Raw genomic sequence first — 23,837 nt, 5'->3', positions numbered from 1 at the left:
ACGTAGGAGTGATCATATGCTGGATTTTTATATTCTGTTCGGATTAGGTGGATTAGGCATCTTTGTTGCTTTGGCCGGATGTGGCTTTGTCATTTTTAGAAAGATTGGGCAGATGGATCAAATGGAGAAAATTCTTAAACTGGAAGCAGAAATAAAGAGGATGAAAAAAGGAGATAAAGATGGTGATGACGTGTGAAAATTGTAGATGCAGCTTGAAATTCGGGCAAGCAGTTATGCATACCTTCCTTTTGCACAGTACAAAAGTGTGTCCGAACTGTGGTGCCAGGCAATATCCTACAAGAAAGTCACAGCAGCGTTCAATAATGCTTTCCCTTACAGCCTTTCTGTTTTTCCTATTCATTGTGGAAGCTTTTGAAGTCCGCTTGGTGTATTCGTTAATATTTGCTGGGTTTATCCTCTTCGTTACAGCAGTCATTAACCCTTTATTCATTCAGTTATCTAACGAGGAGGAATCCATGTGGTAGACGGGGGGTGTCTGGATTTTATAAGTTTTAGGCTCTGTGTTAAAGCATGTTGTTGATTTTAGCACCTTATAGGGAAAACTAGAACCCGAAATATGTCCACATGGATGGGGGGAGTAATGTTTGCTAACGGCCCCGCTAATTCAGCGTGGCAGGGAATAGCCAGCTTCTGGAGTATCGCATACCGCCGGGTTAGAAGGCTCACCAGCTCCCCATAGGAAAACGAGTGGTTTCCAGTCCCGCCTTTTACTCAACTAGCGGAAATTTTCTCTCAAACTTAAGTCTTGAACAAACCTAATAGACAGTAAGACACTGAACTTTAATAGAGCTGAGTTTTAAAGCGATCTGCGGCAGGGATCGTTCATTTCTGAAGCATAAGTACCCGGACAAATTTTGGTTGCCTCTTATCCAGGTGATGATCAAAAAATATGAAAGCTTCCTTCTTTGTAAACGTTATAGAAGGCCGGACGCACAAAGTAAACACAATGCAGGAAAGGAAGACATATATGCACATTCAGTACAGTAATCAAACCATTTGGAAAAAGAAAGCAATAAAATCCGGACTTGATACAGTCGTTAGTGTCAGTGTGGTTCTCATCGCTTTACTTGTTAACGGACGCGTACAGGGGGTTCTTGTCTATACAACAGGGTTTCTGTTTTTGCTTGGCCTTTGGAGGACGCTGCATTATTTGAAGATGCCGGAGCGTGATTATATCCGTTTCGAAGAAAATGGAATGAGTGTCCGCAGGGGAATAGCTGACCCGCGGCTGCGAATATCCGATGAGGATGTCAAACGTGTCCAGCTGGTAGAGGATGTCCTTACGATTCGGACTGTGAAACAAGAGGAAGAAGATATTTATTTAGAAAATGTGACGACCGAAGATGCTGACAGGTTATTATCTGAATTTCGCAGACGGTACGGTGACCGCATGCATAATAAAGAAAGTGTTCATTGATCTTTAATATAGAACAGACTCAGCTAATCCATACTTATTAAGGGAATGTCTAATGACAATGTCTTTATAAATTTTTTTCTGACGTACTTAATACCTTTTGAAAGGGAGTTAAAGATGAACCGAACAACAGATCATAACAGTAAAGCGTGGGATAAAAAAGTAGAAGAAGGTGTGAGGTATACGATGGCGGTCAGTCATGAGGTCATCGAAATGGCGAAAAAAGGAGACTGGTCCATCGGAGTGACGGCAGACAGGCAGGTGCCGCGCGAGTGGTTCCCGTCTAATTTAGAAGGAGTAAAGGTTTTATGCCTCGCCTCGGGCGGAGGACAGCAAGGACCAATCCTTGCAGCAGCTGGTGCAGATGTGACCGTTTTTGATTTGTCGGAGAAACAGCTGCAGCAGGATGAAAAGATTGCAGAAAAAGAAAAACTCTCGATCAGAACCGTGCAGGGAGATATGACGGATCTATCTGCATTTGAAGATCAAACCTTTGATTTAATTGTCCATCCTGTAGCGAACGTCTTTATTGAGGATGTTCGTCCCGTTTGGAAGGAAGCCGCACGCACCTTAAAAGAAAACGGAATCTTGATCTCCGGTTTTATGAATCCTGTTCTTTTTTTATTTGATGACCAAAAAGAGCAGGAGGGAGAGCTTGAAGTGGCTCACAGCATTCCTTATTCTGCTCTTAGAGAAGAAGAGATCATCGAAGGAGAGACACTTGAGTTTGGCCATACTTTAGAAAATCAGCTGCAAGGACAGATCGACGCAGGCTTTGTAATTGCCGGGGTATATGAAGATGACTTCGGAGGAGGAAGGACTGTTGATCAACATATAAAAACCATGATGGCAACAAAGGCCGTGAAAATACGTTTGTAAGAAGGGATCTCCGGGAGAGCCATGTCTATATCACTGGTTCCGTTATTGTCTATTTTTTCGTTGTGGGAATTGTCATAAGGAAAGCTTACATAATGTTCTTAAAAAAAGAAAAGGAAGGGGAAATAGGGCAGCGCTATTAGGCACTGCCCTATAAGCAGCGGGCAGAACATCTTGTTGTCTGCGGACTGAAGAGACTACTTTATAGATAGTACCTGTAAAATATAGAGATCAGCGGAACGGAGTTATTAAATTTGTCGGCTACCGGAAGAAGGTGTGCTTCGCTTGACTGGCAAGTTCAATTTCTTCCAATGTGCGGCAGTACACAGTCTCAATATCGTTATTGAACTCTTTGACGTCTTCTTTTAATAACTCCATCACGTTAACATGCTTAAACCAATCCCCGGACTCTGGGGATGGGTGGATCCAGTCTTCCCAGCATGTCTCCAGTTCAGGACTGTAGATTTTCGGTCCTTTCTGGTCACGTCTGCACGGGCTTACCGCCATTTCATGAACATGCCCCGGAGCTGTTTCATAGATCGTATTAAATAGTTGCGGCCAATAGTCTTTTCTTGATCCGGTATGCGGATGGGTCGACGCCCATTGAATAATTTGATCCAGTCTGCTTCTTACAGAATAAAGCAATTCATATAACGCTCTTCCAAGATAAACACGTTCATTAACGGCAGAAAAGTGGTGAACGGTTCCCCCTGTTAGTTTTGTTTTCTGCTGAATAGGCGTGACATAGGGAAACAGAATATGGTTCATGGCAAGGATATCCTGAAGTTTAAACATGACTTTATCCATGACCGTTTCCATATATTGATGATTACGAACAACCCGGCTTTCGATATAATGCTGTTCATTGATGATCAACGCTTTCGTAAGTTCCTCACTTTTTTTATTTATCCAAAACCGATTCCAAAATGGGGACATGAAGGCAGAGATATTCAGAGGCTTTAGCAAGTGAAAAAGCGGGCGTCCATGTTTTTTACTCGCTTCATAAAGGAGGAGCTGCGGATAGGCGTCTTGAAAAATGAGCCAGTTCCCTCTCTCAAGAAAGACAAAAAAATCAACAACTTCTTTGCCAGTCAGAAGCTTAGGCAGATATTCTCCTTTTAAGTCAGTCATATTCCACCCAGCGTTCCTTGAAACGAGGTGGGCAAGTAAAGCCCAATGGATCTCCGGATACTTCTGAAAGAACTGGAGGTAGGCCATCGTACGAGTTACATTATTTTTGTTGGCCTGATTAGTGACCTCACGAATACCCTCAATTAATTTTCGTTCATCCTGGGATAAGGAATCCTGGTCTGAAGATGATTTCAAGGCTGCTTTTAATTCCTTCTTCAAGGGCTTCCATTTGGATGAGAACATGATCCTGCACCTCCCTTTATAAATTTATTTAGAATCCATGTTTTTCATGATTGTATTAGTATAATCGTCTTCCTTCCTCTTATGTAAAAAGCTTCCTTCTCTTATGTCATTTTTCGTGAATAGTTCCTCTCTTAAACTCCGGCGGGTCAGGCTTATTCCATTTTTTTGTTTAACCTTGTGGTTGAAGGGTCCTAAAATAAACAGGGATAGTGAACCATCCTCAAGTAGATATTTCCGTTAAATAGAAGAATCACAATAAATAGGTGAACAATCGCTTGAGGAATATTTAGGAAGAAATCTGCCTGTAAAAAAAGGAAGGAATTTCAATTTATGTAGCGAATTTTAACAATATAAAGAATAAGGTGGGTTATTTAAGAAAGAATTGAGTTCCTGCATTCATCATTTATGGAGCCTGGATCTGTCTGTAGACATATTAAATATCTAAAAGAGCACAGCGAATAAATGAAAACGCTGCCTTTTTGTGGGACATATTCTTTCTTGGGCGAATGGCTGAAATGTGATTCTGCAAGCTTTCGTTTCATTCTTGTTTACCAAAGAAGGTGGAGGTGGTGAACGTTTCAGGGACACCAAAAGTTCAGGGGAAGTTTAAATTGTGTAATATATGGTTCATCACCTTGGAAAGCAATTATCCCTGTTCTTACTGCTGGAAATACAGTATTGGTGTTCTGGGAATGGGGGATCGGTATGATTACATTTCGGACAATTGACTTGGAAAAGGATCGAAAAAATTTGATAGAGTTTCGTAAGGATGCCTTTATGGTTAGTTTTGGTAATTTGGTTGGTTTTCATGAAAGGAAGTACGAGACATACGTCAAGGAAAAGATCCGAAAGTTTCCTGAAGGGTTCGTTTTAGCTGAGGAGGGTCGCGAGGTTATCGGTCAGCTTGAATTGTCAGTGCAAATGTTTAAAAATCGAAGGATTGGTTATGTTCACCTTTTCTACCTTACACCTAAGTCGAGGGGAAAGGGATACAGTAAAGCATTACAATCGTATGCTATGCAATTTTTCCATGCACATCAAATCAATGAATATCATTTACGGGTAGCCCCTGGAAATGGGAGGGCGCTGCGTTTCTATGAGAAAAACGGCATGACTGAAATTGGTCCTGAGCTTCATGGGAAAGTCATTAGAATGCGAGGCTATAGCCCGCATAAAAAAGGAGGAAACAAATAATGGAGCAGCGAGTGATTTGGAACCATATAGAGTCGTCAGGCGCAGAACACGTAACGTTAAAAAAGTTTGCCACCCATATGGAAGTCCGGGGGACGGTTTTATTGGTCAACGATGATGTACCCCGTCATATTATCTATGATCTGAAGCTTGGATTGGATTGGAAAACAAAGAAGGTGAAAATCTATGAGGATGGAGAAACAAGGCCCTTTGTTGTGCAGGCTGAAGAGCAGGATAAGTGGTGGGTGGATGGAGAATACGATGAAAATCTGGATGGCGCGACCAATATCGATTTAACCATTACTCCTTTTACCAATACGCTGCCAATCAACCGCGTATCATGGACGATCGGCCAGCGCCGCACATTTAAAATGGTTTATGTGAACCCTCTTCGCAAAGAGGTTCTCCCTCTTTTGCAAGTTTACACGTACCTTGGAGATACAGACGGTCAGCGAATTTTTCAGTACAAGTGCAGAGACTATGAGACCGCTCTTGTTGTCGATGAAGAAGGCTGGGTTGTTGAATATCCCGGGGCTTTTTATCGTATAGCTGAGCACAAATCAGAGTCAGACGTAGTAGTTGAAAAGCAGCCACCGCTGATTACCATGAAACCGAAAGTAAGTAGTGCGATTTACTAAATATTTGGAGCGGGTGATGTGAATTAAAGGAAAGAGGCATGATCTGCTCCGTTTTTTTAGTGTTCTTAAAAAGAAAGGAGAGAGTTGTTAATGCATGTCCCTTTAGTGTTAACAGAATTCCTGGATCGAGCTGTCGAGTTATATGGGGGGAAAACAGCTGTCATTGATGACCATCATACGTTGACGTATCGTGAACTAAATGACAGAGTCAACCAGTTATCCCGCGGCCTTGAATCATTGGGTGTGAAAAAAGGGGATAAAGTTGCTTATCTAGCTCCAAATACGACAGAGATGCTCGAAGGTTTTTATGGTGTATTTCAGATCGGGGCTGTTATGACACCGCTGAACACAAGACTTAAGCCTTCTGATTATCACTTTATACTGGAGCATAGTGAGAGTAAGGTGCTGTTTGTTGATTACACCCTTTACCCACAGGTGGAAGATATTGTGAGGGATGTTCCTTCTCTTGATCATATCATTGTCCACGGGGACCCATCGGAAGGAGGGTATGAAGCGTGGTTAAACAACTTTTCTTCTCTTCCATTCGAACGTTCAAAAGTAGAAGAAACGGATATCGCATCCCTTTTGTATACAAGCGGCACAACAGGGGATCCGAAGGGGGTATTGTTGTCCCATCGTTCCAACTATCTACATGCGCTGTCGTCCATGCACCATCTTAAAGTATCCGATCAGGACACACTTCTTCACGTTCTGCCTATGTTTCATGTTAATGGGTGGGGATCACCATTTTATTATACGGCAAACGGAGCCACTCAAGTCATGCTGAGAGAAACGGATCCCGATTTAATTCTCGACAAAGTGCAGAAACACAAGGTATCTGTATTACATATGGCCCCGACGGTATTGAATATGGTGATTGAAGCTTTTGAAGTGAATGCGCCGGTGATTGGACACGATGTACGTGTCGTCATCGCTGGTTCAGCTCCTCCGCCCGCATTTGTCAGGAAAGTGGAAGAAGTGCTGAAATGGAAGTTTGTTCAAGTGTATGGAATGACTGAAATCTCTCCTTTAATTACAACGTCAGAACTGCGTTCCATGGACATCGACCGCCCTGCTGAAGAACGCTATCGTTTGAAAGCCAAAGCGGGATACAGTATGATTGGAAGCCGCGTGAAAGTTATTGATGAATTTGGTGATCCTGTTCCATATGACGGGGCGTCTATAGGAGAAATTGTTACACGCTCAAACAACGTTATGGAAGGGTACTACAAGAATGAAAAGGCGACAAGTGAAGCTGTTCGTGATGGCTGGCTTTATACAGGTGATATGGCGGTTGTGGATGAGGAAGGAAATATCGAAATTGTAGACAGGAAAAAAGATGTGATTATCAGTGGGGGAGAAAATATCTCTTCCATTGAAGTGGAAGGGACACTATATGAACATCCTTCTATCCTTGAAGCGGCTGTTGTCGCTGTTCCTCATGAGAAATGGGGGGAAGTACCCCATGCGGTAGTAGTGCCGAGGGATGGAGAAACGTTATCTGCAGAAGAAGTCATACTGTTCTGCAGGGAAAAACTCGCTCACTTTAAAGCCCCTAAGAGTGTCTCTTTTATGAAAGAGCTGCCAAAGACAGCATCAGGTAAGATACAGAAAGTGTTAATACGTAAAGAGTTTTGGAAAAATCACAGCCGTATGATAAATTAATTTCTTGTTGTCTTCATTTGTCTGGACAGAGGCTGTTGACACAATACCTCGAGGGGTATAAAATGAAGAGAGATTATAACGAGGAGGTTCATGTATGTGGATTTTAGGCGTAACGTTGGCTGGTTTTATTGTTCTGTTTTTCTTCTATCGTTCTTTTCCTGTTCCACACGTAAAATGCATGGATCTAACCAATGGAGAGGTACAGCAGCACATGGCTGTAGTAGACACCCGGGATTATCAATTATCTTGCCAGGATGGTTATGATCGTGCTTACTGTCTTCCTCTTTCATACTTGAAGCGATATGTTTATGAAATTCCGGATCAGCCGATCGTTCTAATTTGTTCAGACTCAACAGAAAGAAATTTAGCAGCCAGGTTTCTAAGAAGAAAAGGATACGAAGTGGTTGGCTATACACTCACTGAAGGCAGTGAAGAGTGCCCTTGTGTCCCGTGTATAGCAGATAAATAAAAGCCGGTTCTTTAAGAACCGGCTTTTTCTTTATTCTCTTTTGTTGAAACTTACGCTTTTCTGTTTCGTATAGGTATAAGAGAAGCTGGAAAGGAGAGGTCCGTATGTGGACATTTTTAGGTATTGTTGGTATGGCTGCCGGATTATTTTTCTTATTTAACTGGCTGATGGGCTATCGGAAAGGCCATATGCAGATTGACTTGGATGAACGTTATATGAATCACAGTGAATATATACAGGCAGTTAAGAAGAAGCTTATTGAAGAAGGGCATGAAGTCAGCTATCAGGGAGATTATAAGTTTCTAATTGATGGGAGGCTTTATGTATTTATTGAACGAAATGTACCCATGGGGGGAGTTCCACTCCAGCGTACCATCTTAAAACCAATAAAAAAATTATGAAAGTCAGGCTTGGTTTCAGTGCCTGGCTTTTTTAATGGTTAAAATCTGTTACACGGTTATAGTTCTTTACAGGCAGCCCTCTCTTACAAAGTGTCGAAACCAGGTGTGCAGGATTAGAAAGATATGTGAAGAGATATGAAAGGGTCAATGGATAAAAGAGAGAGCGTAGAAAACGTATAAGACGCGTATACACTCTGCAAACTAAAGGAAAACGTGAGAGGGTGCTTCTTTTTGAGGAGAGTCTGTTCTTATTCGGTTTTTGTCCTTATCCTGTTTCTGTTATTCCCGTCCTGTACGCATGCAATGAACCACCCCAGGCATTTTTATGAGGAAAAAGGGAAGGCGATTTGGGATGTCCCTACTCATTCGAAATACATGGCCATTACTTTTGATGATGGTCCGAGTATAAAGTATACCCCGGAGATCCTTAAGATATTAGAAGAATATGATGCGAGGGCCACCTTTTTTGTAGTAGGTACACGTGTCCAACAGAATCCTGAACTTATCCGGGCCATGGTTGAATCTGGACATGAGCTCGCCAATCATACGTTTCACCATCCAAACTTTACTGGAATTACGAAAGAGGAGATCATTAAAGAGATCGATTTTACCTCAGAAGTGATTGAAGATATTACAGGAGTTCCTCCGAAGCTTTTTCGACCTCCAGGAGGTGTTTACAACGATATTATTGTTGATACAGCAAACGAGGAAGGATATATGGTAGTGATGTGGTCATGGCACCAAGATACAAAAGACTGGCAGAGTCCGGGAGTACCTAAAATTGTAAATACCGTCCTGAGTAATGCGAAAAACGGAGATATCATCCTATTTCATGACTTTGGGGGAAACCGTTCCCAGACAGTGAAAGCTTTAAAGCAGATTCTGCCTGAATTAATTGAAGAAGGCTATCAGTTCGTGACAGTTTCAGAGCTCATTCAAAAGCACGTCAATTATAGAATTCTGAATGGATTTGGAGAATGAATTTATTTTATGCCGCCCCTTTTATAAAGGGGTTTTTTGCATGGTGATCTTTAAAATAAATAGAAGTGTAAAGAATCCTGACATATTGATTGTGTTAACATTCAGACTTTGGTACAGTATTATATAACATATTATGTTATATAATCTAACATGGAGGGGAATTGAAAATGGAAGCGACTTTTTTAATGAATAACTTATGGATCATTGTCTGTACGATCCTGGTTTTACTGATGCAGGGGGGATTTATTCTCTTAGAAGCTGGATCGACGAGAATGAAGAACGCGGGCCACATCGCTGGTAAAACCGTCTTTACTGTGGGTATTGTATCTCTCGTATTCTGGGCTGTTGGATACGGTCTGATTTATGGAGAAGGAAACGCAATAATTGGCTTGTCCAACTTCTTCTATGGTGATGCAACTACAATGGGAGAAGGTTTGGCTGGATCGGTGGACTTTCTCTTTCAACTTGCATTCGCTGCCATTGCGATGACTATTGCTTTTGGTGGTTTTGCTGAACGAGCGAAGCTGGTGGCTTATGTTGTCTTTGCTATTTTATTTTCTGTTCTAATTTACCCGGTTATTGCTCACTGGATTTGGGGAGGCGGCTGGCTGGCTGAACATGGAAAGCAGGACTTTGCCGGATCTACAGTCGTTCACCTGACAGGAGCCATGGCTGCTCTTGCTGCTACTATGATATTGAAGCCTCGAATCGGAAAGTACAATAAAGATGGATCTTCAAATGAGATTGCAGGACATAACCAAGTGTTTACAGCTCTGGGAGTCTTACTATTATGGGTTGGCTGGTTTGGTTTTAATGCCGGTAGTACATTTGGTGTAGCAGATGCTTTCTTTGGTTACGTTGCGTTAAATACACAATTGGCAGCAGGAGCCGGTGCTGTTGGTGCTATGTTGATGGTATGGGCAGTTACAGGAAAAGCGGATGTACCAACAACTTTGAACGGGGCGCTGGCCGGGCTTGTAGCAATAACAGCTTCATGTGCCTTTGTTGAGCCATGGGCAGCGGTTGTTATTGGATTAGTGGGTGGAGCCTTTGTGTTCTTTAGTATGAGATTCTTTGATAAAAAGAGAATTGATGACCCAATCTTTGCGTTATCCGTACACGGAACCGTCGGGGTCTGGGGTACGTTATCTAATGGTATTTTTGCCACACCTGAACTAGCTACAGTCGGTCGTCCGGGTTTATTGTACGGCGGTGGATTTGAGCAGCTGGGTGTTCAAATTCTTGGTGTTGTCAGCTGCGGCCTTTATGCATTCATTGTATCTTACCTCATCCTGAAAGTAATGGATAAGGTCATGGGCGGTCTGCGCGTAACAGAAGAAGAGGAAATTATGGGTCTTGATTTGAGTGAACATGGAGGATATGGCTATCCTGAAAACTTAACACCTCCGGATGCTGCTTCAGGACGTAAACATGGGTAAGGAAACAGGGATTTATGTTTAAAGCCTATGAAGAGTTGAAAAATTGGCGGGAGGAAACGATCGATTCCGTTGCTGATGATCACTTCCAATTAAATTCATTTCATGATCAGTTGATTTATCAAACGGTTAGGTTGGCAGAAGAAAAAGTAGAACGTGAGCTAGGGCCGCCGCCTGCTCCTTTTGCTTTTTTTCTAATGGGAAGTGCCGGTCGTTTTGAACAATCTGTCTGGAGTGATCAGGATCATGGAATCCTCTTCGACGGCCCGCTGAATGACCAGGACTATTTTTTGAGACTTGGAGAAGAAATTCGTGACGGACTTGACGTTGTAGGCTACCAAAAGTGTGAGGGGAATGTGATGGCTTCCAATCCTTTATGGTGTCAGCCTGTAGAAACCTTCCAGACACAGATACTGGAATGGTTGAACACAGCAAGCTGGCAGGCACTTCGCAACTTTACAATTTTCTTTGATTCAAGGGTGTTAATAGGAGATGCCTTTGACTTATCAAGCATTAAGAAACATGTGTTTTCGAATCTTGATAATCATCCGGAGCTGTATAGCAGGATGATCGAGAATGTGAACTTTATTAAAAAAGGGATTGGAGTTTTTGGTCAACTCCTACCTGAGTATAAAGGAGATAAAAGGGGAAGTCTCAACTTAAAACAGACCGTGTATTTCCCTTATATCAATGCTGTTCGAATGCTGGCGTTAAAAAAGCAGATTCAAGAACCTTCGACAAATAGAAGGTTTGAAAAGCTGCTGGTGCATTATCCATCTTTGAAACCTTACCAACAAGATTTCCTTCGTCTATTGGAGATGCGTCTTTCTTTAAGAAAGCATGCTGTCAGCTATGATCAAGTTCATTTAATAACTGTCGATCAATTAACAAAAGAAGAAAAGCAGGAATTGAAATACTTGATTAAACAGGGACATAAGTTATTTTCAAAAGCCAAGTCTATATTTAAAGAAGAGGGACTGATATGAATCCATTCGTACAATTTGTAAAGGACTTATCTGGGAGAATTGGAAATGGTTTTTCTTCTTTAAATCAGAATAATCCCTCCAATGTAGCTTATGTGAGGGACTTGGAGCGGCAAATGAAGGATCAAAATGTATTAGATATTCCCTTTGATGCTTTACAAGTAGTGATTTTTGATTTGGAGACGACCGGATTTTACCCCTATAAAGGGGATGAGATTATATCCATTGGTGCTGTTAAGGTTGCAGGGACGGAGATTAAGGAGGCGGAGACTTTTTATTCTCTCGTAAAAAATGAAACCCCGCTTTCTGAGGAGATTGTTAATTTAACAGGTATTACAGAGGAAATGCTGGCAGATGCTCCTTCTCTTCGTGATGCATTAAAAGACTTCTTTGCGTTCATTAAAGCAGATGTGCTTGTTGCCCACCATGCCAGTCATGAAAAGCAGTTTATGAACCATGCAACGTGGCTTGCGTTAAAACAGAAGTTCCAGCATAGGATTGTGGATACTTCTTTCTTAACTACAATTAACTATCCTGATGACCGTTTAATATCTCTTGATGAGTGTTGTGAGCAATATGGAATACAAATTGATCAGCGGCACCATGCTCTGCATGATGCTGTGGCTACGGCAAAGTTGTGGGTGGAAAGTATTCGAGAGATCCAAGAGAAAAATTATCATAATTTAAAAGATGTTTACACACATTTAGCGACGTTAAAGTAAGTCTGCCGCTCTCCTGTTGGGAGGGCGGTGTTTTTTGTGTGGATGGGGAATTCAGGTGGTCAGGATATAGAAATGAGTCTCTTTTTGCTGCTGAACCATAGAAAAAAATGATAAAAAGTAAAAGTTATTGTTATTTTCTGACGATTAAGTATAATGTGATGAAACAGTTCAAAAGTATGACGGGGGAGGTTTACAAATGAAAACAAGCAGCAATTCGTTTCTTTATGAACTGAGAAACCTTTTAAGAGAGGATCAAGTCTCAACGAATGAGACAATTCTAGACCATCATAGTAAGGATGAATCTTATCACAAGGCGAGCCGCCCTGATGTCGTTGTATTTCCTGAAAGTACGGAAGAAGTGCAAGCGATCATTAAAATAGCCGACGCCCACCATACGGCGGTTACGCCGTTTGGTCTTGGATCAAGTTTGGAAGGGCATGCGATTCCTTATAATCAAGGACTCACGATAGATTTTTCTTCTATGAATCAAGTATTAGAAGTACGGGAAAAAGATTTTCTCGTTCGAGTTCAGCCTGGAGTAACTCGTTCGCAGTTGAATGAAAAATTGAAAAAACATGGACTTTTCTTTTCTGTAGATCCAGGTGCTGATGCGACTCTTGGAGGGATGGCGGCCACGAATGCAAGTGGAACCACTTCTGTGAAATATGGAGTCATGCGAGATCAAGTACAAAGTCTTGAAGTTGTTTCACCTGATGGAAAAGTTATACATACCGGAAATTTAGCAAGAAAATCGTCTTCCGGCCTTCATTTAAATAGCCTATATGTTGGATCAGAAGGGACATTGGGGTGTATAACGGAGCTTACTCTGCGGGTTTATGGGATACCAGAACAGATCGTAGCCGGAAGAGCTTCTTTTCCAAGTGTAGACCATGCGGTAGAAGCTGTCGTCTCTATTCTGCAGGCGGGAATTCCGATTGCACGTGTGGAGTTGGTGGATGAATCGTCAATCAGGCAGGTCAATAGCTTTAATGGAACGGATTACAAGGAAAAACCTACTTTATTTTTAGAGTTTCATGGGAACGAAGCTGGACTAAACCAGGATGTCGACTTTGCGAAAGACATTGTAGCTGATCATGATTGTGAAGGAATTCAGTTTGAAGGGGATTCCGCAGGCCGGAATAAACTGTGGGAAGCCCGCCACAATTTAGCGTACGCCTATATCCACGGTAATCCTGGCAGGAGTTTGATGGTTACCGATGTCTGTGTCCCGTTGTCAGAGCTTGCTGGAGCAATTAAATATGGAAGAGAAAACATTGAGACACTTGGTTTTGAAGCGGGAATTCTTGGTCATGTAGGCGATGGGAACTATCATGCTCTGCTGATGGTCGATGCGAACGATTCGGAAGAAATGAAAAGAGCTGAACGTTTCAATGAAGCGATTGTTGAAGATGCTCTGAGTCGTGGAGGAACTTGTACAGGGGAACATGGTGTAGGTCTAGGTAAAATGAAATACATGGAAAAAGAACATGGGGATGCTCTTCATGTTATGGAGTCTATTAAAGATTCCCTTGATCCTAAAGGAATTATGAACCCGGATAAATTAGTTCACAAGAGGAGGCAGGAAAATGAGAATACTTGAATCAGTTAGTCAATTAGCAGGGAAATATTTTGCGTTATGGGTGGTTGCAGCAGCTTTAATTGCTTTTTTCTTTCCTTCTTCTTTTTTAGGGTTAGGAGCTTATATTACGATATTACTTGGAGTCGTCATGTTTGGCATGGGACTGACTTTGAAGCCGGTTGACTTTAAGCTGGTGCTGAAGAGACCTGTACCGGTAATCATTGGTACAGCTTCTCAATTTGTATTTATGCCTCTGGCCGCTTTTTTAATTGCTTATGTACTGAATTTACCCGCTGAACTGGCAGCAGGACTTGTGCTTTTAGGATCTGTTCCCGGGGGTACATCATCTAATGTCATGGTGTATTTAGCCAAGGGAAACCTGGCGCTTTCCGTAGCAATGACGTCTTTATCCACTATGCTTGCTCCTGTTCTAACACCCTTAATACTTCTTGCATTAGCTGGACAATGGCTGCCGGTAGACCCGGTGTCTATGTTTATCTCGATCGTTCAGGTTATTGTTGTACCGATTGCATTAGGGATTATAATCAGGAAGTTATTACCAAATATGGTTGATAAGAGTGCAACTGTTGTACCTTTGGTTTCTGTATTGGCCATTATTGTTATTGTTTGTGCTGTTGTAGCTGCAAATGTAGAGAGTATTATGACTTCAGGTGTTCTCGTATTTTCAGCGGTCATGCTTCACAATCTAATTGGATTAGCCCTGGGTTATGGTGCGGCTAAATTGATGCGCTTAGATGAAAGTAAACGACGTGCGATCTCAATTGAGGTTGGAATGCAGAACTCAGGACTTGGTGTAGCGTTAGCGACGGCTCATTTCGGTCCATTAGCAGCTTTGCCGAATGTGATTGCAGCTGTCTGGCATAACATCTCAGGACCGATTCTTGCTACAATATGGTCGAAGACCCCGGTAGAGAAGGATAAAGTGGCATATGGCGGCACTCGTAACTTTGACAGCCCTTTAAGAAATACGGGAAATTGACTAAATAAGTGTTGAAAAACCGGCAGGCGTTTTTACCCCTGTCGGTTTTTATTTTGAACAAAACCAGTGGATGATCTCATTTCAAAAGTCCATCAAGAAACAGGTTAAGGGAACATTCAAAGAACATCGATTAGTTTTGGGCTGATGCTCCTGTGGTAAATACGAATGAGCATGATAATTAGGAGGATTACAAATGTCTAACTTACAAGATCAAGTCGTTATTATTACAGGGGCATCAAGTGGAATAGGGGAAGAAACAGCAAAAGAACTATCTTCAAAAGGCGCGAAACTTGTATTAGCCGCACGTCGGGAAGAACGCCTTAAAGATCTGGCGGATCAAGTAAACCAAGGTGGTGGACAGGCTGTTTATAAAACGACAGATGTCACTTCATATGAAGAAATGGAGCATCTTGCTGAGTTCGCAATAGAAGAATTCGGTCAAATCGATGCCATTGTTAATAATGCCGGCTTAATGCCTCTTTCCTACTTAAATAAACAGAAAGTAAAAGAATGGGATCAAATGATTGATGTAAATATTAAAGGGGTTCTTTATGGTATATCAGCCGTGCTTCCTCATATGCGCGAAAGAAAACAGGGCCATATTATTAATGTTTCATCTGTTGCTGGTCATGTGGTTTTCCCAGGAAGTGCCGTATACAGTGGAACGAAGTTTGCTGTAAGAGCGATTACAGATGGTCTTAGAATGGAAGAATCTGCAGAAAGTAAAATAAGAGCAACCATTATCTCTCCTGGTGCTGTATCAACGGAATTAACATCGACAATCACAGATGAAGATGTTAAAGGTGGAGTTGAGGACCTTTATGAAGAAGCTATTAAACCAGATAGTATTGCGAGAACCATCCGCTATGCCTTGGAAGAGCCAGGGGAAGTAGCCATTAATGAGATTGTTGTAAGACCTACAAATCAATCAATGTAATGGATTAGATAGAAGAAGAAATCCTGAGAAGACGGCGTAATCCGTCTCTCAGGATTTTTCTGTTTTCATACTTATTTTTCTGCTCCCGCACCTGGCCCGGCCTTTGGTCGATTTCTATTTGTGCGGTGGCCGATTTCTTCCTCAATTGGCAGACTCTCTTTAGGTGTTTTGTTATTGTTTTTTGCTGCATTCATTTGTGAAGTTCTTTTTCCCAATGGATTCACTCTCCTTTTACCTTAGTCTGCATAGCGTATGAGCTGTTACCCAAGGGAAATTATGTATGGTGAAAAACATCAGCCCTATCTGCTGACCTGTAAAGTACTCATGGAAATCATAAGGGGAAATGAAACCAGAACTTCTTTTGATCGTAAAGTAAGTAATAAGGGAGAAGTGATGGGATGAAGAAACGGTATCAGAAGAAAAAAAAATGGTTGAGGCAGAAGAGGAGCAGCAGGGAAGACTCATTCCGGTTGGTTTAGTTTTGTATTAGATATTTTATTTTGGGTTCCAGAACTTTTAATCCTTCCAATACGACTTGCAGCCCTAATAATAAAGGGGGTGGGCAGACTTATCCGCTTTATCCTGGATGTAACTTAAGTGGTTCACTAATAATAAGAACGAATTTATTTAGCCAAGACCTCAGAGCTGTTTCTTGGCTGTCCTCGTTTTTTAACTTCTCTTTTTATCCTTTCCATATTCAAAAAAGAAGAGCATCCCTATAGAGATGCTCTTCTTTTATGATTCACTCATAATTTCTGATACGATTTCATAGGACCTCAGTCTAGCATCATGATCGTAAATTTGGGAAATAATCATCATTTCGTCAGCGTTCGTTTCGGACTGGAAATTTTGCAGTTTTTCTTTAACTGTTTCTTTACTCCCGATAATGGAGGAGCCCAGCTGCTGCATAAGCGCAAGTTTTTCCTGTGGTGTCCAAATTTCTTCCATATTATCCACAGGAGGCTGAAGAAGCATGTTTGTATTACGTACAAGGTTCAAAAATTGCTGCTGCAAAGAGGTTGCCAGCCGTTCGGCTTCTTCATCTGTATCTGCGGCCACTACATTGACTCCGACCATCACATAAGGTTCGTCAAGAACTTCAGATGGACGGAAACTTTCTCGATAAAGCTTTAAAGCTCCCTGTGTATTATTGGGTGAAAAGTGACTTGCAAATGAAAAAGGCAGTCCGAGCTGTCCGGCGAGTTGAGCGCTGAAACCACTGGAACCAAGCAGCCAGATTGGAACATCCAAACCCTCGCCCGGAACAGCATGAATCCTGTTTTCCCCAGCAAAATAAGAGCGTAATTCATCTAACTGTTGAGGAAATTCATTAGGGTCACTGTCTAAGTTTCTTCTAAGGGCGCGGGCTGTCATTTGATCGGTTCCAGGTGCACGTCCTAAACCAAGATCTACACGGCCGGGGAAAAGTGTTTCAAGCGTTCCGAACTGTTCAGCTATAATTAACGGCGCGTGGTTTGGGAGCATTACACCACCTGAGCCTACACGGATAGAATCTGTGTGATGAAGAACGTGGCTTATGGCAATGGAAGTCGCGGAACTTGCGATGAACGGCATATTGTGGTGTTCTGCCATCCAATATCTGTTAAACCCCCATTTTTCTAAATGCCGGGCAAGGTCAACGGCGTTTTTAAATGAATCAGCAGGAGTACCGCCTTCAACGACGGGTGCTAAATCTAAAGCGGACATTTTTGTATCGTGAAATGTTTTAGTAGTCAAAGTCAAATCCTTCTTTCTATAGAAAATCACATCATTATTTTATCAATTGTATTTCGAGACTCAAAATAATCTGTTTATGAAACATGAAAGTTCAAACGTCCAATGTATAATGGCGGAGTGGCTTGGTGCTTTTTTATTACTGTTCCCATTTTGACCATCTTCCTTTAAAAACGCTGCGTCATGTTAGTATCCATTTATTGTTTATGAAGGGTACATTGACAATGTGAGAGATCGTTTTGTAGACGAGGCTGATGAAGAAAGCGGGGAGATGGCTTAAGATATGATCCAGTACAAAGGAGGATTCTTCACTCAGTATCAAAAGGGGAGTCCTTATTACAAAATAAAAGGAGCAGCCGTGAAAGATGAGATCGCTGTTATGGAAGAAGAAGGGCCTTAAAAAAAAAACTGTACATGTTTGCTTATACATTTGTAGAACAAAGTGGATGAGAAACGAAACCAGTACTTTCTATTCCTGACCTATTGAAAACTGGACAGGATGACAAGTTAAATATGGATTGGTTGTGTCTATTTTATTTTCCGCTATAATACCTGCCACCATTATTTATCTTTACAGGAAGAATCAACATACTTAAACCGTTTACTGCGGAACATACCTCCTCCTTTATAAGGGCACAATAAAGATCCGTAGACAAACCTTTCTTGTCTCTGCCATCAAGCTTGAATATACAAGGAGGAGGTAAAAAGATGGGGAGAGTCAAGTTTATATTTGCGGGAGGTATTTTACTGATCACTTTGTTTACTGCCTTAGCTGTTACTGTAAGCAGTGAAGAGGCAGGCTTGAATGGAGATGGAAAGTTCAAAATCGTCCTGCTGCCTGATACACAAGTATATTCTGATGAATATCCGGAAATATATGAAGCTCAGACCAAGTGGCTGGCAGATAAATTCGAAGAGGAAGATATACGTTTTGTCATGCATCTTGGAGACATTGTCGATAAAAACGAAAAACATCAATGGGAAAATGCAGATAAAGCTATGCGCATTCTGGATGAAGCTGATGTGCCTTATGGTATAACGATGGGAAATCATGATATGGGCGGGAAAACAAAAAATTACCGTAAGTATTTCGGAAAAAAAAGGACGCAGGATAATCCCGGTTATGCAGGGCACTCAGATAACGAATTGAATTCTTACTATACATTTTTTGCGGAAGACAAGGAGTACTTGGTTTTATTTTTAAACATTGACGCACCAGGGGAAGACCTTGCATGGGCGCAAAGAGTGCTTGATGACCATAAAGATAAGCCGACTATACTTATTACCCATTTGTTAATGAACTCAAAAGGTGATTTATCATCTAAACCTTATGTAAGAAAGACGAAGGGGAACGCGCCGCAATTTGTATATGATGAATTCGTTTCTAAAAATAGTCAAATCTTCCTGACAGCTAATGGACACTATAGTGGTGCCTCCAATCGGACCAGGACAAATGATGATGGACTTGATGTCTATCAGTATTTAGTTGATTATCAAAGTGAGAAAAAAGGAGGGAGTGGTTTTTTACGGGTTATTGAGTTTGATTTAAATAATAACACCTTGACTCATACCACATATTCTCCTTATTTGGATGAATACCTGAAAGGTAACCTTCATGAATTTACAAAAGTAATTGAATTTAAAGGAAGGTACAACGGTGCCATAACTCTCCCTCAATAGTGGGGGAGGGCGCTTTTGTGTTTTTGCTCATGTTTGTCCAGCCTCCATGATATAATGGAAATAGATCCTCATCTATGAACCCTCAAAAGTTTCCTTCTTATTTAATCCAATTACTCTTTTGTCATCTGACAATCCGTTCAATATTGAAGGAGGTTTTAGATGGACAATATCCGAGAGACAATTGTAGAAGTTATCCTTTCCATTCTTCCCATTACCATTCTAATTACCCTCTTACAATTCACCATAATCTGGCTTCCTATGGAGTTATTTATTCAGTTTCTGGTTGGAGCAGCCATGGTCGGCGCAGGGCTTATTTTGTTCTTGTTAGGCGTCAGCATAGGGATGCTTCCCGTAGGTGAAATGATCGGTTCTGCTTTATCGAAGACGAAAAAAGTGTGGCTGATTGTGTTTTTTGGTTTTCTTCTCGGATTAGTAGTGACCATTGCAGAGCCTGATGTGCGTGTGCTTTCTTCGCAGGTGGATCAAGTATCAGGAGGGCGTATCCCAAGGGATGTACTCGTGCTTGCAGTAGCGGTCGGGGTTGCTTTGTTTGTAGCCATAGCTCTGCTTAGGATTATTTTCAGCATCAGTATCACCCATCTTCTTGCAGGCGGTTACGGACTTGTGTTTTTATTAGCCGCTTTCACCCCTTCCCATTTTGTTCCGATTTCCTTTGATGCAGGTGGTGTGACGACAGGGCCTCTGACTGTGCCGTTTATTTTATCTTTGGGGGTTGGAGTTGCGACTGTCATGCGTGGGAAATCTTCTTCTGGTGACGGGTTCGGACTCGTTGCTCTTGCTTCCATAGGTCCTGTTTTATCCGTTCTTTTCCTAGGAGTGATTTACGGATGAACCTCCTGATTTTTGATGGATTCGGCCATATTATTTTAGATGTGGCCATCGCTTTAATTCCGCTTTTCTTCCTTTTTCTGATCTTTCAATTTGTATTTTTGAAACTTCCTCTTAGAAAGCTATTCGATATCCTTACAGGTTTTTTACTGACTTTTCTCGGTCTTGCTTTATTTCTTCAAGGCGTTCATATTGGATTTCTCCCAATGGGTGCATTGATGGGGGAAAGGCTGGGGGCAATAGATCATACATGGGTGCTCGTTCCAATTGGTTTTGTTCTTGGATTCGTTGCAATCTATGCAGAGCCTGCGGTAAGCGTTCTTACCCACCAGGTTGAAAAGGTGTCTGGCGGCTATATCCCTCAAAAAATCCTTCTTTATACTTTGTCTGTTGGAGTTGGCATTTCCGTCGCCCTTTCTATGGTGCGCATTTTAATTGGTATTCCAATCTGGTATTTTATTGTTCCTGGGTACATCCTTGCCCTGGTGATCGTCAAATACTCGACAAAAACTTTCACATCCATCGCGTTTGATTCCGGAGGTGTAGCCACAGGTCCTATGACGGCGACCTTCATTCTTTCCCTGTTTGTGGGAATCGCTTCTGTAACGGAAGGTCGGGACCCTCTTCTTGATGGTTTTGGGATGGTCTCACTTGTAGCGCTGGCTCCGATTCTATCTGTATTAACACTGGGTGTGATTTACCGGAGAAAGGAGCGCGGACAGTATGAAAAAGAAGCATCACGGACAAAAGCTTATCGTAACGATCGTTAAAAAGGAAAAGGCCAAGAAAGTCGTTCATGCTTCGACCCTGGCAGGTGCCCAGGGAGGGACGACCTTCTTCGGGAAGGGGTTCCGAATCAATGAGAAATCCCGGTTTCTAGGGATCCCTGTTGTAAGGGAAAGAGAAGTGATCCTGACCCTTGTGTCTGAGTCGATCTATTCGAACGTGATGGAAGCTATTATTCAATCTGTGCAATTAAATAAGCCGCAGCATGGAATTGGATTTGTGATTGATACAAAGCGAATTAGTGGAGTGAATCATATGCTTGGTCTGGGTTTGGATGCAGAATATAAGGATAGGGAGGATGGGGTAGACAGGATGGCAGACGTGAGACGGACGTACGATTTAATTGTTACCATTGTAAATAAAGGAGATTCTGATAAGGTGGTCGATGCTTCTAAGAGTGCTGGAGCTGAAGGAGGGACCATTATTACGGGACGAGGGACCGGTATTCACGAAAAGGCGAAATTGTTTAATATTTTAATTGAACCTGAAAAAGAAGTCGTACTGACGCTCATTGTAAAAGAAAAAAGTGATGATGTGTTAAGTGCAATTGAAAAGAAAGCCGGGCTGAATCAACCGGGAAAAGGGATTGCCTTTGTTCTTGATGTAGAAAGGACTGTAGGAATCAACCACCTTTTAAATAAGCATATGAGTGATGATATGAAGGAATAATTCCATTTTTTATTCTTTTATATTCTTCTAGATACTTTATATAAATCTTCATACAAATGTTTTAATTTCGGTAACTAAGCAAAAAGGGCCTCCATCTGCTCTTACGGATGGATACCCTTATACTCTCTTTTAATCTCAATGAAAACAACGGAGGTAAGTATTCTAAATTATTCTCATCCACTATAATGATTGATTTAAATACCTGAAGTTAAAAAGGTGGCAGGATATATTCCTGCCACCTTTTGATTAAATTAAATGAGAAAGGAGATAACTAAGCTCCTTTCTGCCATAATACGGCAGCTTTCTTTTTAGCAGGTGCCGGGATCATATGGAACAGGATATGTAAGCCGATCGCAGTAATACTGCCGGCGACAATCCCGTTGCTTGTTAAGATTTGAAGGCCTTGCGGCAGGCGGGCAAATAGCTCAGGAACGACTGTTACACCAAGTCCCATACCTATAGAGCAGGCAGCAATCATTGAGTTTTCCACCGATTCTGTAATAACTCCGCTTAACATTTTTATGCCCTGTGATATAACCATTCCGAACATAGCAATCATGGCTCCCCCTAAAACAGGTGTAGGAATAATCGTAGTAAGTGCTGCAATTTTCGGAATGAAGCCTAGAGTGATTAACATCCCCCCCATGACAAGGATGACCTTCCTGGATTTCACACCTGTCATGTGCATAAGGCCTACATTTTGTGAAAACGCTGTGTAAGGAAAAGCATTAAGAACTCCTCCTAGAAGGATGGCAATTCCCTCAGCTCTGTAGCCATTTGAAAGATCTTTTTGCTCTAATTTTTCTTCTGTCATATCACTGAGCGCAAAATAAACCCCGGTTGACTCTACAAGGGAAACCATAGCCACAAGAATCATCGTTAAGATGGCCGGCCAGTGGAAAGAAGGGGGGCCAAAATATAAGGGTTGTATCATATGAAAGTATGAGGCCTCTGTCACGGCTGTGACATCTACCAATCCCATAAAGGAAGCAGAGAGTGTCCCTGCAGCAATCCCGACTAAGATAGCAATAGAGCGGATAAACCCTTGTGTAAACCGGTACATCAAAACGATAAATAAGAGTGTACCAAATGATAAGGAAAGGTTTATTGTGGAACCAAAATCACTGGCTCCCTGCCCGCCTCCCATATTATAAATCGCAACCGGAACCAGCGTAATCCCGATAACGGTTACAACGGTTCCTGTGACGATCGGAGGAAAAAAACGGACCAGTTTTCCAAAATAGCGACTGATGGCAAACACAAATAGACCTGATACGAGGATGGAACCATAAATGGCATTTACGCCATATTGTCCTCCAATGGCAATCATCGGTCCAACAGCGGTAAACGTACACCCGAGGACAACGGGTAGACCTATGCCGAAGAAACGGTTTCGGACGACTTGTAAAATTGTCGCCACCCCGCACATGAGAATATCGACAGCCACAAGATAGGTGAGCTGTTCTGAAGATAAACCGAGAGCCTCCCCGACAATTAGGGGAACGAGAATAGCACCTGCATACATAGCCAGTAAATGTTGAACGGCTAAAGTGGTGGTTTTCATAGAAATTTCTCCTCTCTTTGGAACGTAACTTTTCTCTCTTTTAATGATTCAATGGTAGCGAGAGATTCTACATGAACCCCCTGTTCTCTTAAATATCTGCCACCTTCCTGAAAGCCTTTTTCAATGACGATAGCAATACCTGCAAGAGAAGCGCCCGATTGTTCAACAAGATTCATCAGGCCCTGGGCAGCCTGTCCATTGGCTAGAAAGTCATCCAGAATCAAGACCCTGTCCTGTGCCGTTAAATAGTCTTTTGATACAGATATTTCATTGGTGGTATCTTTCGTAAACGAATGAACTTCTGCAGTGAAAAGATGCTGATTTAAGGTCAGGGATTTTCTTTTTCTTGCAAAAACAGCAGGAACACGAAGAGTCAAAGCGGTCATCTGAGCAGGAGCAATCCCAGATGATTCCAGTGTTAAAACCTTTGTAATACCTTTGTCAGCGAAACGTCCGGCGAATTCGTCTCCAATCTGTTTCATTAACTCAGGGTCGATTTGATGATTGAGAAAAGAGTCTACTTTCAGAACGGACTCTGACAATACATGACCCTCCTCAATGATCTTCCTTTCAAGTAATTCCATACTCCTAACCACCTTTCAAAATAAATAAAAAAGCGCAAAAAGATTGGCAATTCCCCACTATGAGGAAGCCAGCCTTTTTGCGCAAAAAATAGCAAAAGGAATGAAAAGACGTACCACGAGGGTACTCTTGATCATTAAAGTGCTTTTCATAGTCGGTTCATTTACGGTAAACCGGTAGAAACTCGCAGGCCATATCCCTGCTATTATATGAAATATCCGAATGTTATTGGTATCATAACATATAATTATTCGTAAAAATAGACAGATGAGAAAATTTCACATTT

Annotated in this window: 25 protein-coding genes and 1 riboswitch; of the genes, 20 read left to right on the top strand and 5 right to left on the bottom strand. The window is 41.8% G+C overall.

The window, feature by feature from the left end; translation table 11 throughout:
• Positions 1-16: 16 nt before the first annotated feature.
• From LC036_RS12055 to LC036_RS12040, 4 genes are all read left to right on the top strand, one after another.
• On the top strand, positions 17-196 hold the full coding sequence (locus LC036_RS12055) for a hypothetical protein (RefSeq protein WP_226582794.1): 180 nt from the start codon (positions 17-19) through the stop codon (positions 194-196).
• 16 nt (positions 197-212) lie between these two features.
• Positions 213-485 (top strand): TIGR04104 family putative zinc finger protein, encoded by a 273-nt coding sequence (locus LC036_RS12050; RefSeq protein ID WP_264188310.1) that lies wholly within the window; start codon positions 213-215, stop codon positions 483-485.
• 503 nt (positions 486-988) lie between these two features.
• Entirely contained in the window at positions 989-1,438 is a 450-nt protein-coding gene (locus LC036_RS12045) for a hypothetical protein (protein WP_226582787.1), read from the top strand.
• Positions 1,439-1,552: 114 nt separating this feature from the next.
• Entirely contained in the window at positions 1,553-2,314 is a 762-nt protein-coding gene (locus tag LC036_RS12040) for a class I SAM-dependent methyltransferase (protein WP_226582784.1), read from the top strand.
• A gap of 258 nt (positions 2,315-2,572) precedes the next feature.
• Here LC036_RS12040 and LC036_RS12035 read toward each other — a convergent pair whose 3' ends face one another.
• Positions 2,573-3,685 carry a DUF2515 family protein gene (locus LC036_RS12035; RefSeq protein WP_226582781.1) on the bottom strand — a complete coding sequence of 371 codons (1,113 nt, stop codon included), beginning with the start codon at positions 3,683-3,685 and terminating at the stop codon, positions 2,573-2,575.
• 705 nt (positions 3,686-4,390) lie between these two features.
• On the opposite strand from LC036_RS12035, the gene LC036_RS12030 reads away from it, so the two are divergent.
• The 12 genes from LC036_RS12030 (at position 4,391) to LC036_RS11975 (ending at position 15,687) form a co-directional block, all read left to right on the top strand.
• Positions 4,391-4,879 carry a GNAT family N-acetyltransferase gene (locus tag LC036_RS12030; RefSeq protein ID WP_226582778.1) on the top strand — a complete coding sequence of 163 codons (489 nt, stop codon included), beginning with the start codon at positions 4,391-4,393 and terminating at the stop codon, positions 4,877-4,879.
• Complete coding sequence (locus tag LC036_RS12025) at positions 4,879-5,514, top strand: putative glycolipid-binding domain-containing protein (RefSeq protein WP_226582775.1); 636 nt, start codon at positions 4,879-4,881, stop codon at positions 5,512-5,514. Before LC036_RS12030 ends, LC036_RS12025 begins: the two co-directional genes overlap by 1 nt.
• A gap of 90 nt (positions 5,515-5,604) precedes the next feature.
• Complete coding sequence (locus LC036_RS12020) at positions 5,605-7,179, top strand: long-chain-fatty-acid--CoA ligase (RefSeq protein WP_226582772.1); 1,575 nt, start codon at positions 5,605-5,607, stop codon at positions 7,177-7,179.
• Between the two features lie 94 nt (positions 7,180-7,273).
• A complete protein-coding gene (locus LC036_RS12015; protein WP_226582769.1) occupies positions 7,274-7,648 on the top strand; it encodes a rhodanese-like domain-containing protein in 375 nt (124 codons plus the stop codon).
• A gap of 104 nt (positions 7,649-7,752) precedes the next feature.
• Positions 7,753-8,049, top strand: a complete 297-nt coding sequence (locus LC036_RS12010) for a hypothetical protein (protein WP_226582766.1) — start codon at positions 7,753-7,755, stop codon at positions 8,047-8,049.
• A gap of 231 nt (positions 8,050-8,280) precedes the next feature.
• Positions 8,281-9,030, top strand: coding sequence for a polysaccharide deacetylase family protein (locus tag LC036_RS12005; RefSeq protein WP_226582763.1), 750 nt, complete (start codon positions 8,281-8,283; stop codon positions 9,028-9,030).
• Between the two features lie 167 nt (positions 9,031-9,197).
• Positions 9,198-10,469 (top strand): ammonium transporter, encoded by a 1,272-nt coding sequence (locus LC036_RS12000; protein ID WP_226582760.1) that lies wholly within the window; start codon positions 9,198-9,200, stop codon positions 10,467-10,469.
• 14 nt (positions 10,470-10,483) lie between these two features.
• A complete protein-coding gene (locus LC036_RS11995; RefSeq protein WP_226582758.1) occupies positions 10,484-11,452 on the top strand; it encodes a DUF294 nucleotidyltransferase-like domain-containing protein in 969 nt (322 codons plus the stop codon).
• Positions 11,449-12,171 (top strand): exonuclease domain-containing protein, encoded by a 723-nt coding sequence (locus LC036_RS11990; RefSeq protein ID WP_226582756.1) that lies wholly within the window; start codon positions 11,449-11,451, stop codon positions 12,169-12,171. The genes LC036_RS11995 and LC036_RS11990 overlap by 4 nt, the downstream gene beginning before the upstream one ends.
• A gap of 196 nt (positions 12,172-12,367) precedes the next feature.
• On the top strand, positions 12,368-13,771 hold the full coding sequence (locus LC036_RS11985; RefSeq protein ID WP_226582754.1) for an FAD-binding oxidoreductase: 1,404 nt from the start codon (positions 12,368-12,370) through the stop codon (positions 13,769-13,771).
• The gene (locus tag LC036_RS11980) at positions 13,758-14,750 is read left to right on the top strand and encodes a bile acid:sodium symporter family protein (RefSeq protein ID WP_226582752.1); all 993 of its coding nucleotides are present in this window, start codon (positions 13,758-13,760) and stop codon (positions 14,748-14,750) included. The genes LC036_RS11985 and LC036_RS11980 overlap by 14 nt, the downstream gene beginning before the upstream one ends.
• Positions 14,751-14,943: 193 nt before the next feature.
• Positions 14,944-15,687 (top strand): SDR family oxidoreductase, encoded by a 744-nt coding sequence (locus LC036_RS11975; RefSeq protein ID WP_226582750.1) that lies wholly within the window; start codon positions 14,944-14,946, stop codon positions 15,685-15,687.
• Between the two features lie 71 nt (positions 15,688-15,758).
• Here the strand turns inward: LC036_RS11975 and LC036_RS18505 are convergent, their stop codons facing one another.
• Together LC036_RS18505 and LC036_RS11970 are read right to left on the bottom strand one after the other, a co-directional pair.
• Positions 15,759-15,881: a hypothetical protein gene (locus tag LC036_RS18505; protein ID WP_264188309.1), complete on the bottom strand. Its 123-nt coding sequence runs from the start codon at positions 15,879-15,881 to the stop codon at positions 15,759-15,761.
• A gap of 541 nt (positions 15,882-16,422) precedes the next feature.
• Positions 16,423-17,394 carry an LLM class flavin-dependent oxidoreductase gene (locus LC036_RS11970; protein ID WP_226583896.1) on the bottom strand — a complete coding sequence of 324 codons (972 nt, stop codon included), beginning with the start codon at positions 17,392-17,394 and terminating at the stop codon, positions 16,423-16,425.
• A gap of 735 nt (positions 17,395-18,129) precedes the next feature.
• Here LC036_RS11970 and LC036_RS11965 point away from each other — a divergent pair.
• From LC036_RS11965 to LC036_RS11950, 4 genes are all read left to right on the top strand, one after another.
• Positions 18,130-19,101 carry a metallophosphoesterase gene (locus LC036_RS11965; protein ID WP_226582748.1) on the top strand — a complete coding sequence of 324 codons (972 nt, stop codon included), beginning with the start codon at positions 18,130-18,132 and terminating at the stop codon, positions 19,099-19,101.
• Positions 19,102-19,260: 159 nt separating this feature from the next.
• Positions 19,261-19,953: a DUF1538 domain-containing protein gene (locus LC036_RS11960; RefSeq protein WP_226582746.1), complete on the top strand. Its 693-nt coding sequence runs from the start codon at positions 19,261-19,263 to the stop codon at positions 19,951-19,953.
• Positions 19,950-20,720, top strand: a complete 771-nt coding sequence (locus LC036_RS11955; RefSeq protein WP_226582745.1) for a DUF1538 domain-containing protein — start codon at positions 19,950-19,952, stop codon at positions 20,718-20,720. The genes LC036_RS11960 and LC036_RS11955 overlap by 4 nt, the downstream gene beginning before the upstream one ends.
• Entirely contained in the window at positions 20,674-21,405 is a 732-nt protein-coding gene (locus LC036_RS11950) for a P-II family nitrogen regulator (protein ID WP_226582742.1), read from the top strand. Before LC036_RS11955 ends, LC036_RS11950 begins: the two co-directional genes overlap by 47 nt.
• A gap of 271 nt (positions 21,406-21,676) precedes the next feature.
• Here the strand turns inward: LC036_RS11950 and LC036_RS11945 are convergent, their stop codons facing one another.
• Together LC036_RS11945 and LC036_RS11940 are read right to left on the bottom strand one after the other, a co-directional pair.
• A complete protein-coding gene (locus LC036_RS11945; protein ID WP_226582739.1) occupies positions 21,677-22,969 on the bottom strand; it encodes a nucleobase:cation symporter-2 family protein in 1,293 nt (430 codons plus the stop codon).
• Entirely contained in the window at positions 22,966-23,553 is a 588-nt protein-coding gene (locus LC036_RS11940; protein ID WP_226582736.1) for a xanthine phosphoribosyltransferase, read from the bottom strand. The genes LC036_RS11945 and LC036_RS11940 overlap by 4 nt, the downstream gene beginning before the upstream one ends.
• A gap of 129 nt (positions 23,554-23,682) precedes the next feature.
• Positions 23,683-23,784, bottom strand: a riboswitch (purine riboswitch).
• Positions 23,785-23,837: the final 53 nt, after the last annotated feature.

Source organism: Halobacillus litoralis, assembly GCF_020524025.1.
In the GTDB taxonomy this organism is placed as follows: Bacteria; Bacillota; Bacilli; order Bacillales; family Halobacillaceae; genus Halobacillus; species Halobacillus litoralis_D.
The sequence above is the reverse complement of the archived record's forward strand: the minus strand, read 5'-3'. Positions and strand labels throughout refer to the sequence as shown.

Bases quoted from the DNA above. Each gene is read 5' to 3' on its own strand.
- LC036_RS11990 (WP_226582756.1), top strand. From the start codon at position 11,449: ATGAATCCATTCGTACAATTTGTAAAGGACTTATCTGGGAGAATTGGA.
- LC036_RS11980 (WP_226582752.1), top strand. From the start codon at position 13,758: ATGAGAATACTTGAATCAGTTAGTCAATTAGCAGGGAAATATTTTGCG.
- LC036_RS18505 (WP_264188309.1), bottom strand. From the start codon at position 15,881: ATGAATGCAGCAAAAAACAATAACAAAACACCTAAAGAGAGTCTGCCA.
- LC036_RS11985 (WP_226582754.1), top strand. From the start codon at position 12,368: ATGAAAACAAGCAGCAATTCGTTTCTTTATGAACTGAGAAACCTTTTA.
- LC036_RS11955 (WP_226582745.1), top strand. From the start codon at position 19,950: ATGAACCTCCTGATTTTTGATGGATTCGGCCATATTATTTTAGATGTG.
- LC036_RS11940 (WP_226582736.1), bottom strand. From the start codon at position 23,553: ATGGAATTACTTGAAAGGAAGATCATTGAGGAGGGTCATGTATTGTCA.
- LC036_RS12000 (WP_226582760.1), top strand. From the start codon at position 9,198: ATGGAAGCGACTTTTTTAATGAATAACTTATGGATCATTGTCTGTACG.
- LC036_RS11965 (WP_226582748.1), top strand. From the start codon at position 18,130: ATGGGGAGAGTCAAGTTTATATTTGCGGGAGGTATTTTACTGATCACT.
- LC036_RS11960 (WP_226582746.1), top strand. From the start codon at position 19,261: ATGGACAATATCCGAGAGACAATTGTAGAAGTTATCCTTTCCATTCTT.
- LC036_RS12020 (WP_226582772.1), top strand. From the start codon at position 5,605: ATGCATGTCCCTTTAGTGTTAACAGAATTCCTGGATCGAGCTGTCGAG.
- LC036_RS12025 (WP_226582775.1), top strand. From the start codon at position 4,879: ATGGAGCAGCGAGTGATTTGGAACCATATAGAGTCGTCAGGCGCAGAA.
- LC036_RS12035 (WP_226582781.1), bottom strand. From the start codon at position 3,685: ATGTTCTCATCCAAATGGAAGCCCTTGAAGAAGGAATTAAAAGCAGCC.
- LC036_RS12015 (WP_226582769.1), top strand. From the start codon at position 7,274: ATGTGGATTTTAGGCGTAACGTTGGCTGGTTTTATTGTTCTGTTTTTC.
- LC036_RS12045 (WP_226582787.1), top strand. From the start codon at position 989: ATGCACATTCAGTACAGTAATCAAACCATTTGGAAAAAGAAAGCAATA.
- LC036_RS12010 (WP_226582766.1), top strand. From the start codon at position 7,753: ATGTGGACATTTTTAGGTATTGTTGGTATGGCTGCCGGATTATTTTTC.
- LC036_RS12030 (WP_226582778.1), top strand. From the start codon at position 4,391: ATGATTACATTTCGGACAATTGACTTGGAAAAGGATCGAAAAAATTTG.
- LC036_RS12055 (WP_226582794.1), top strand. From the start codon at position 17: ATGCTGGATTTTTATATTCTGTTCGGATTAGGTGGATTAGGCATCTTT.
- LC036_RS11945 (WP_226582739.1), bottom strand. From the start codon at position 22,969: ATGAAAACCACCACTTTAGCCGTTCAACATTTACTGGCTATGTATGCA.
- LC036_RS12040 (WP_226582784.1), top strand. From the start codon at position 1,553: ATGAACCGAACAACAGATCATAACAGTAAAGCGTGGGATAAAAAAGTA.
- LC036_RS11995 (WP_226582758.1), top strand. From the start codon at position 10,484: ATGTTTAAAGCCTATGAAGAGTTGAAAAATTGGCGGGAGGAAACGATC.
- LC036_RS11970 (WP_226583896.1), bottom strand. From the start codon at position 17,394: ATGTCCGCTTTAGATTTAGCACCCGTCGTTGAAGGCGGTACTCCTGCT.
- LC036_RS11950 (WP_226582742.1), top strand. From the start codon at position 20,674: ATGAAAAAGAAGCATCACGGACAAAAGCTTATCGTAACGATCGTTAAA.
- LC036_RS11975 (WP_226582750.1), top strand. From the start codon at position 14,944: ATGTCTAACTTACAAGATCAAGTCGTTATTATTACAGGGGCATCAAGT.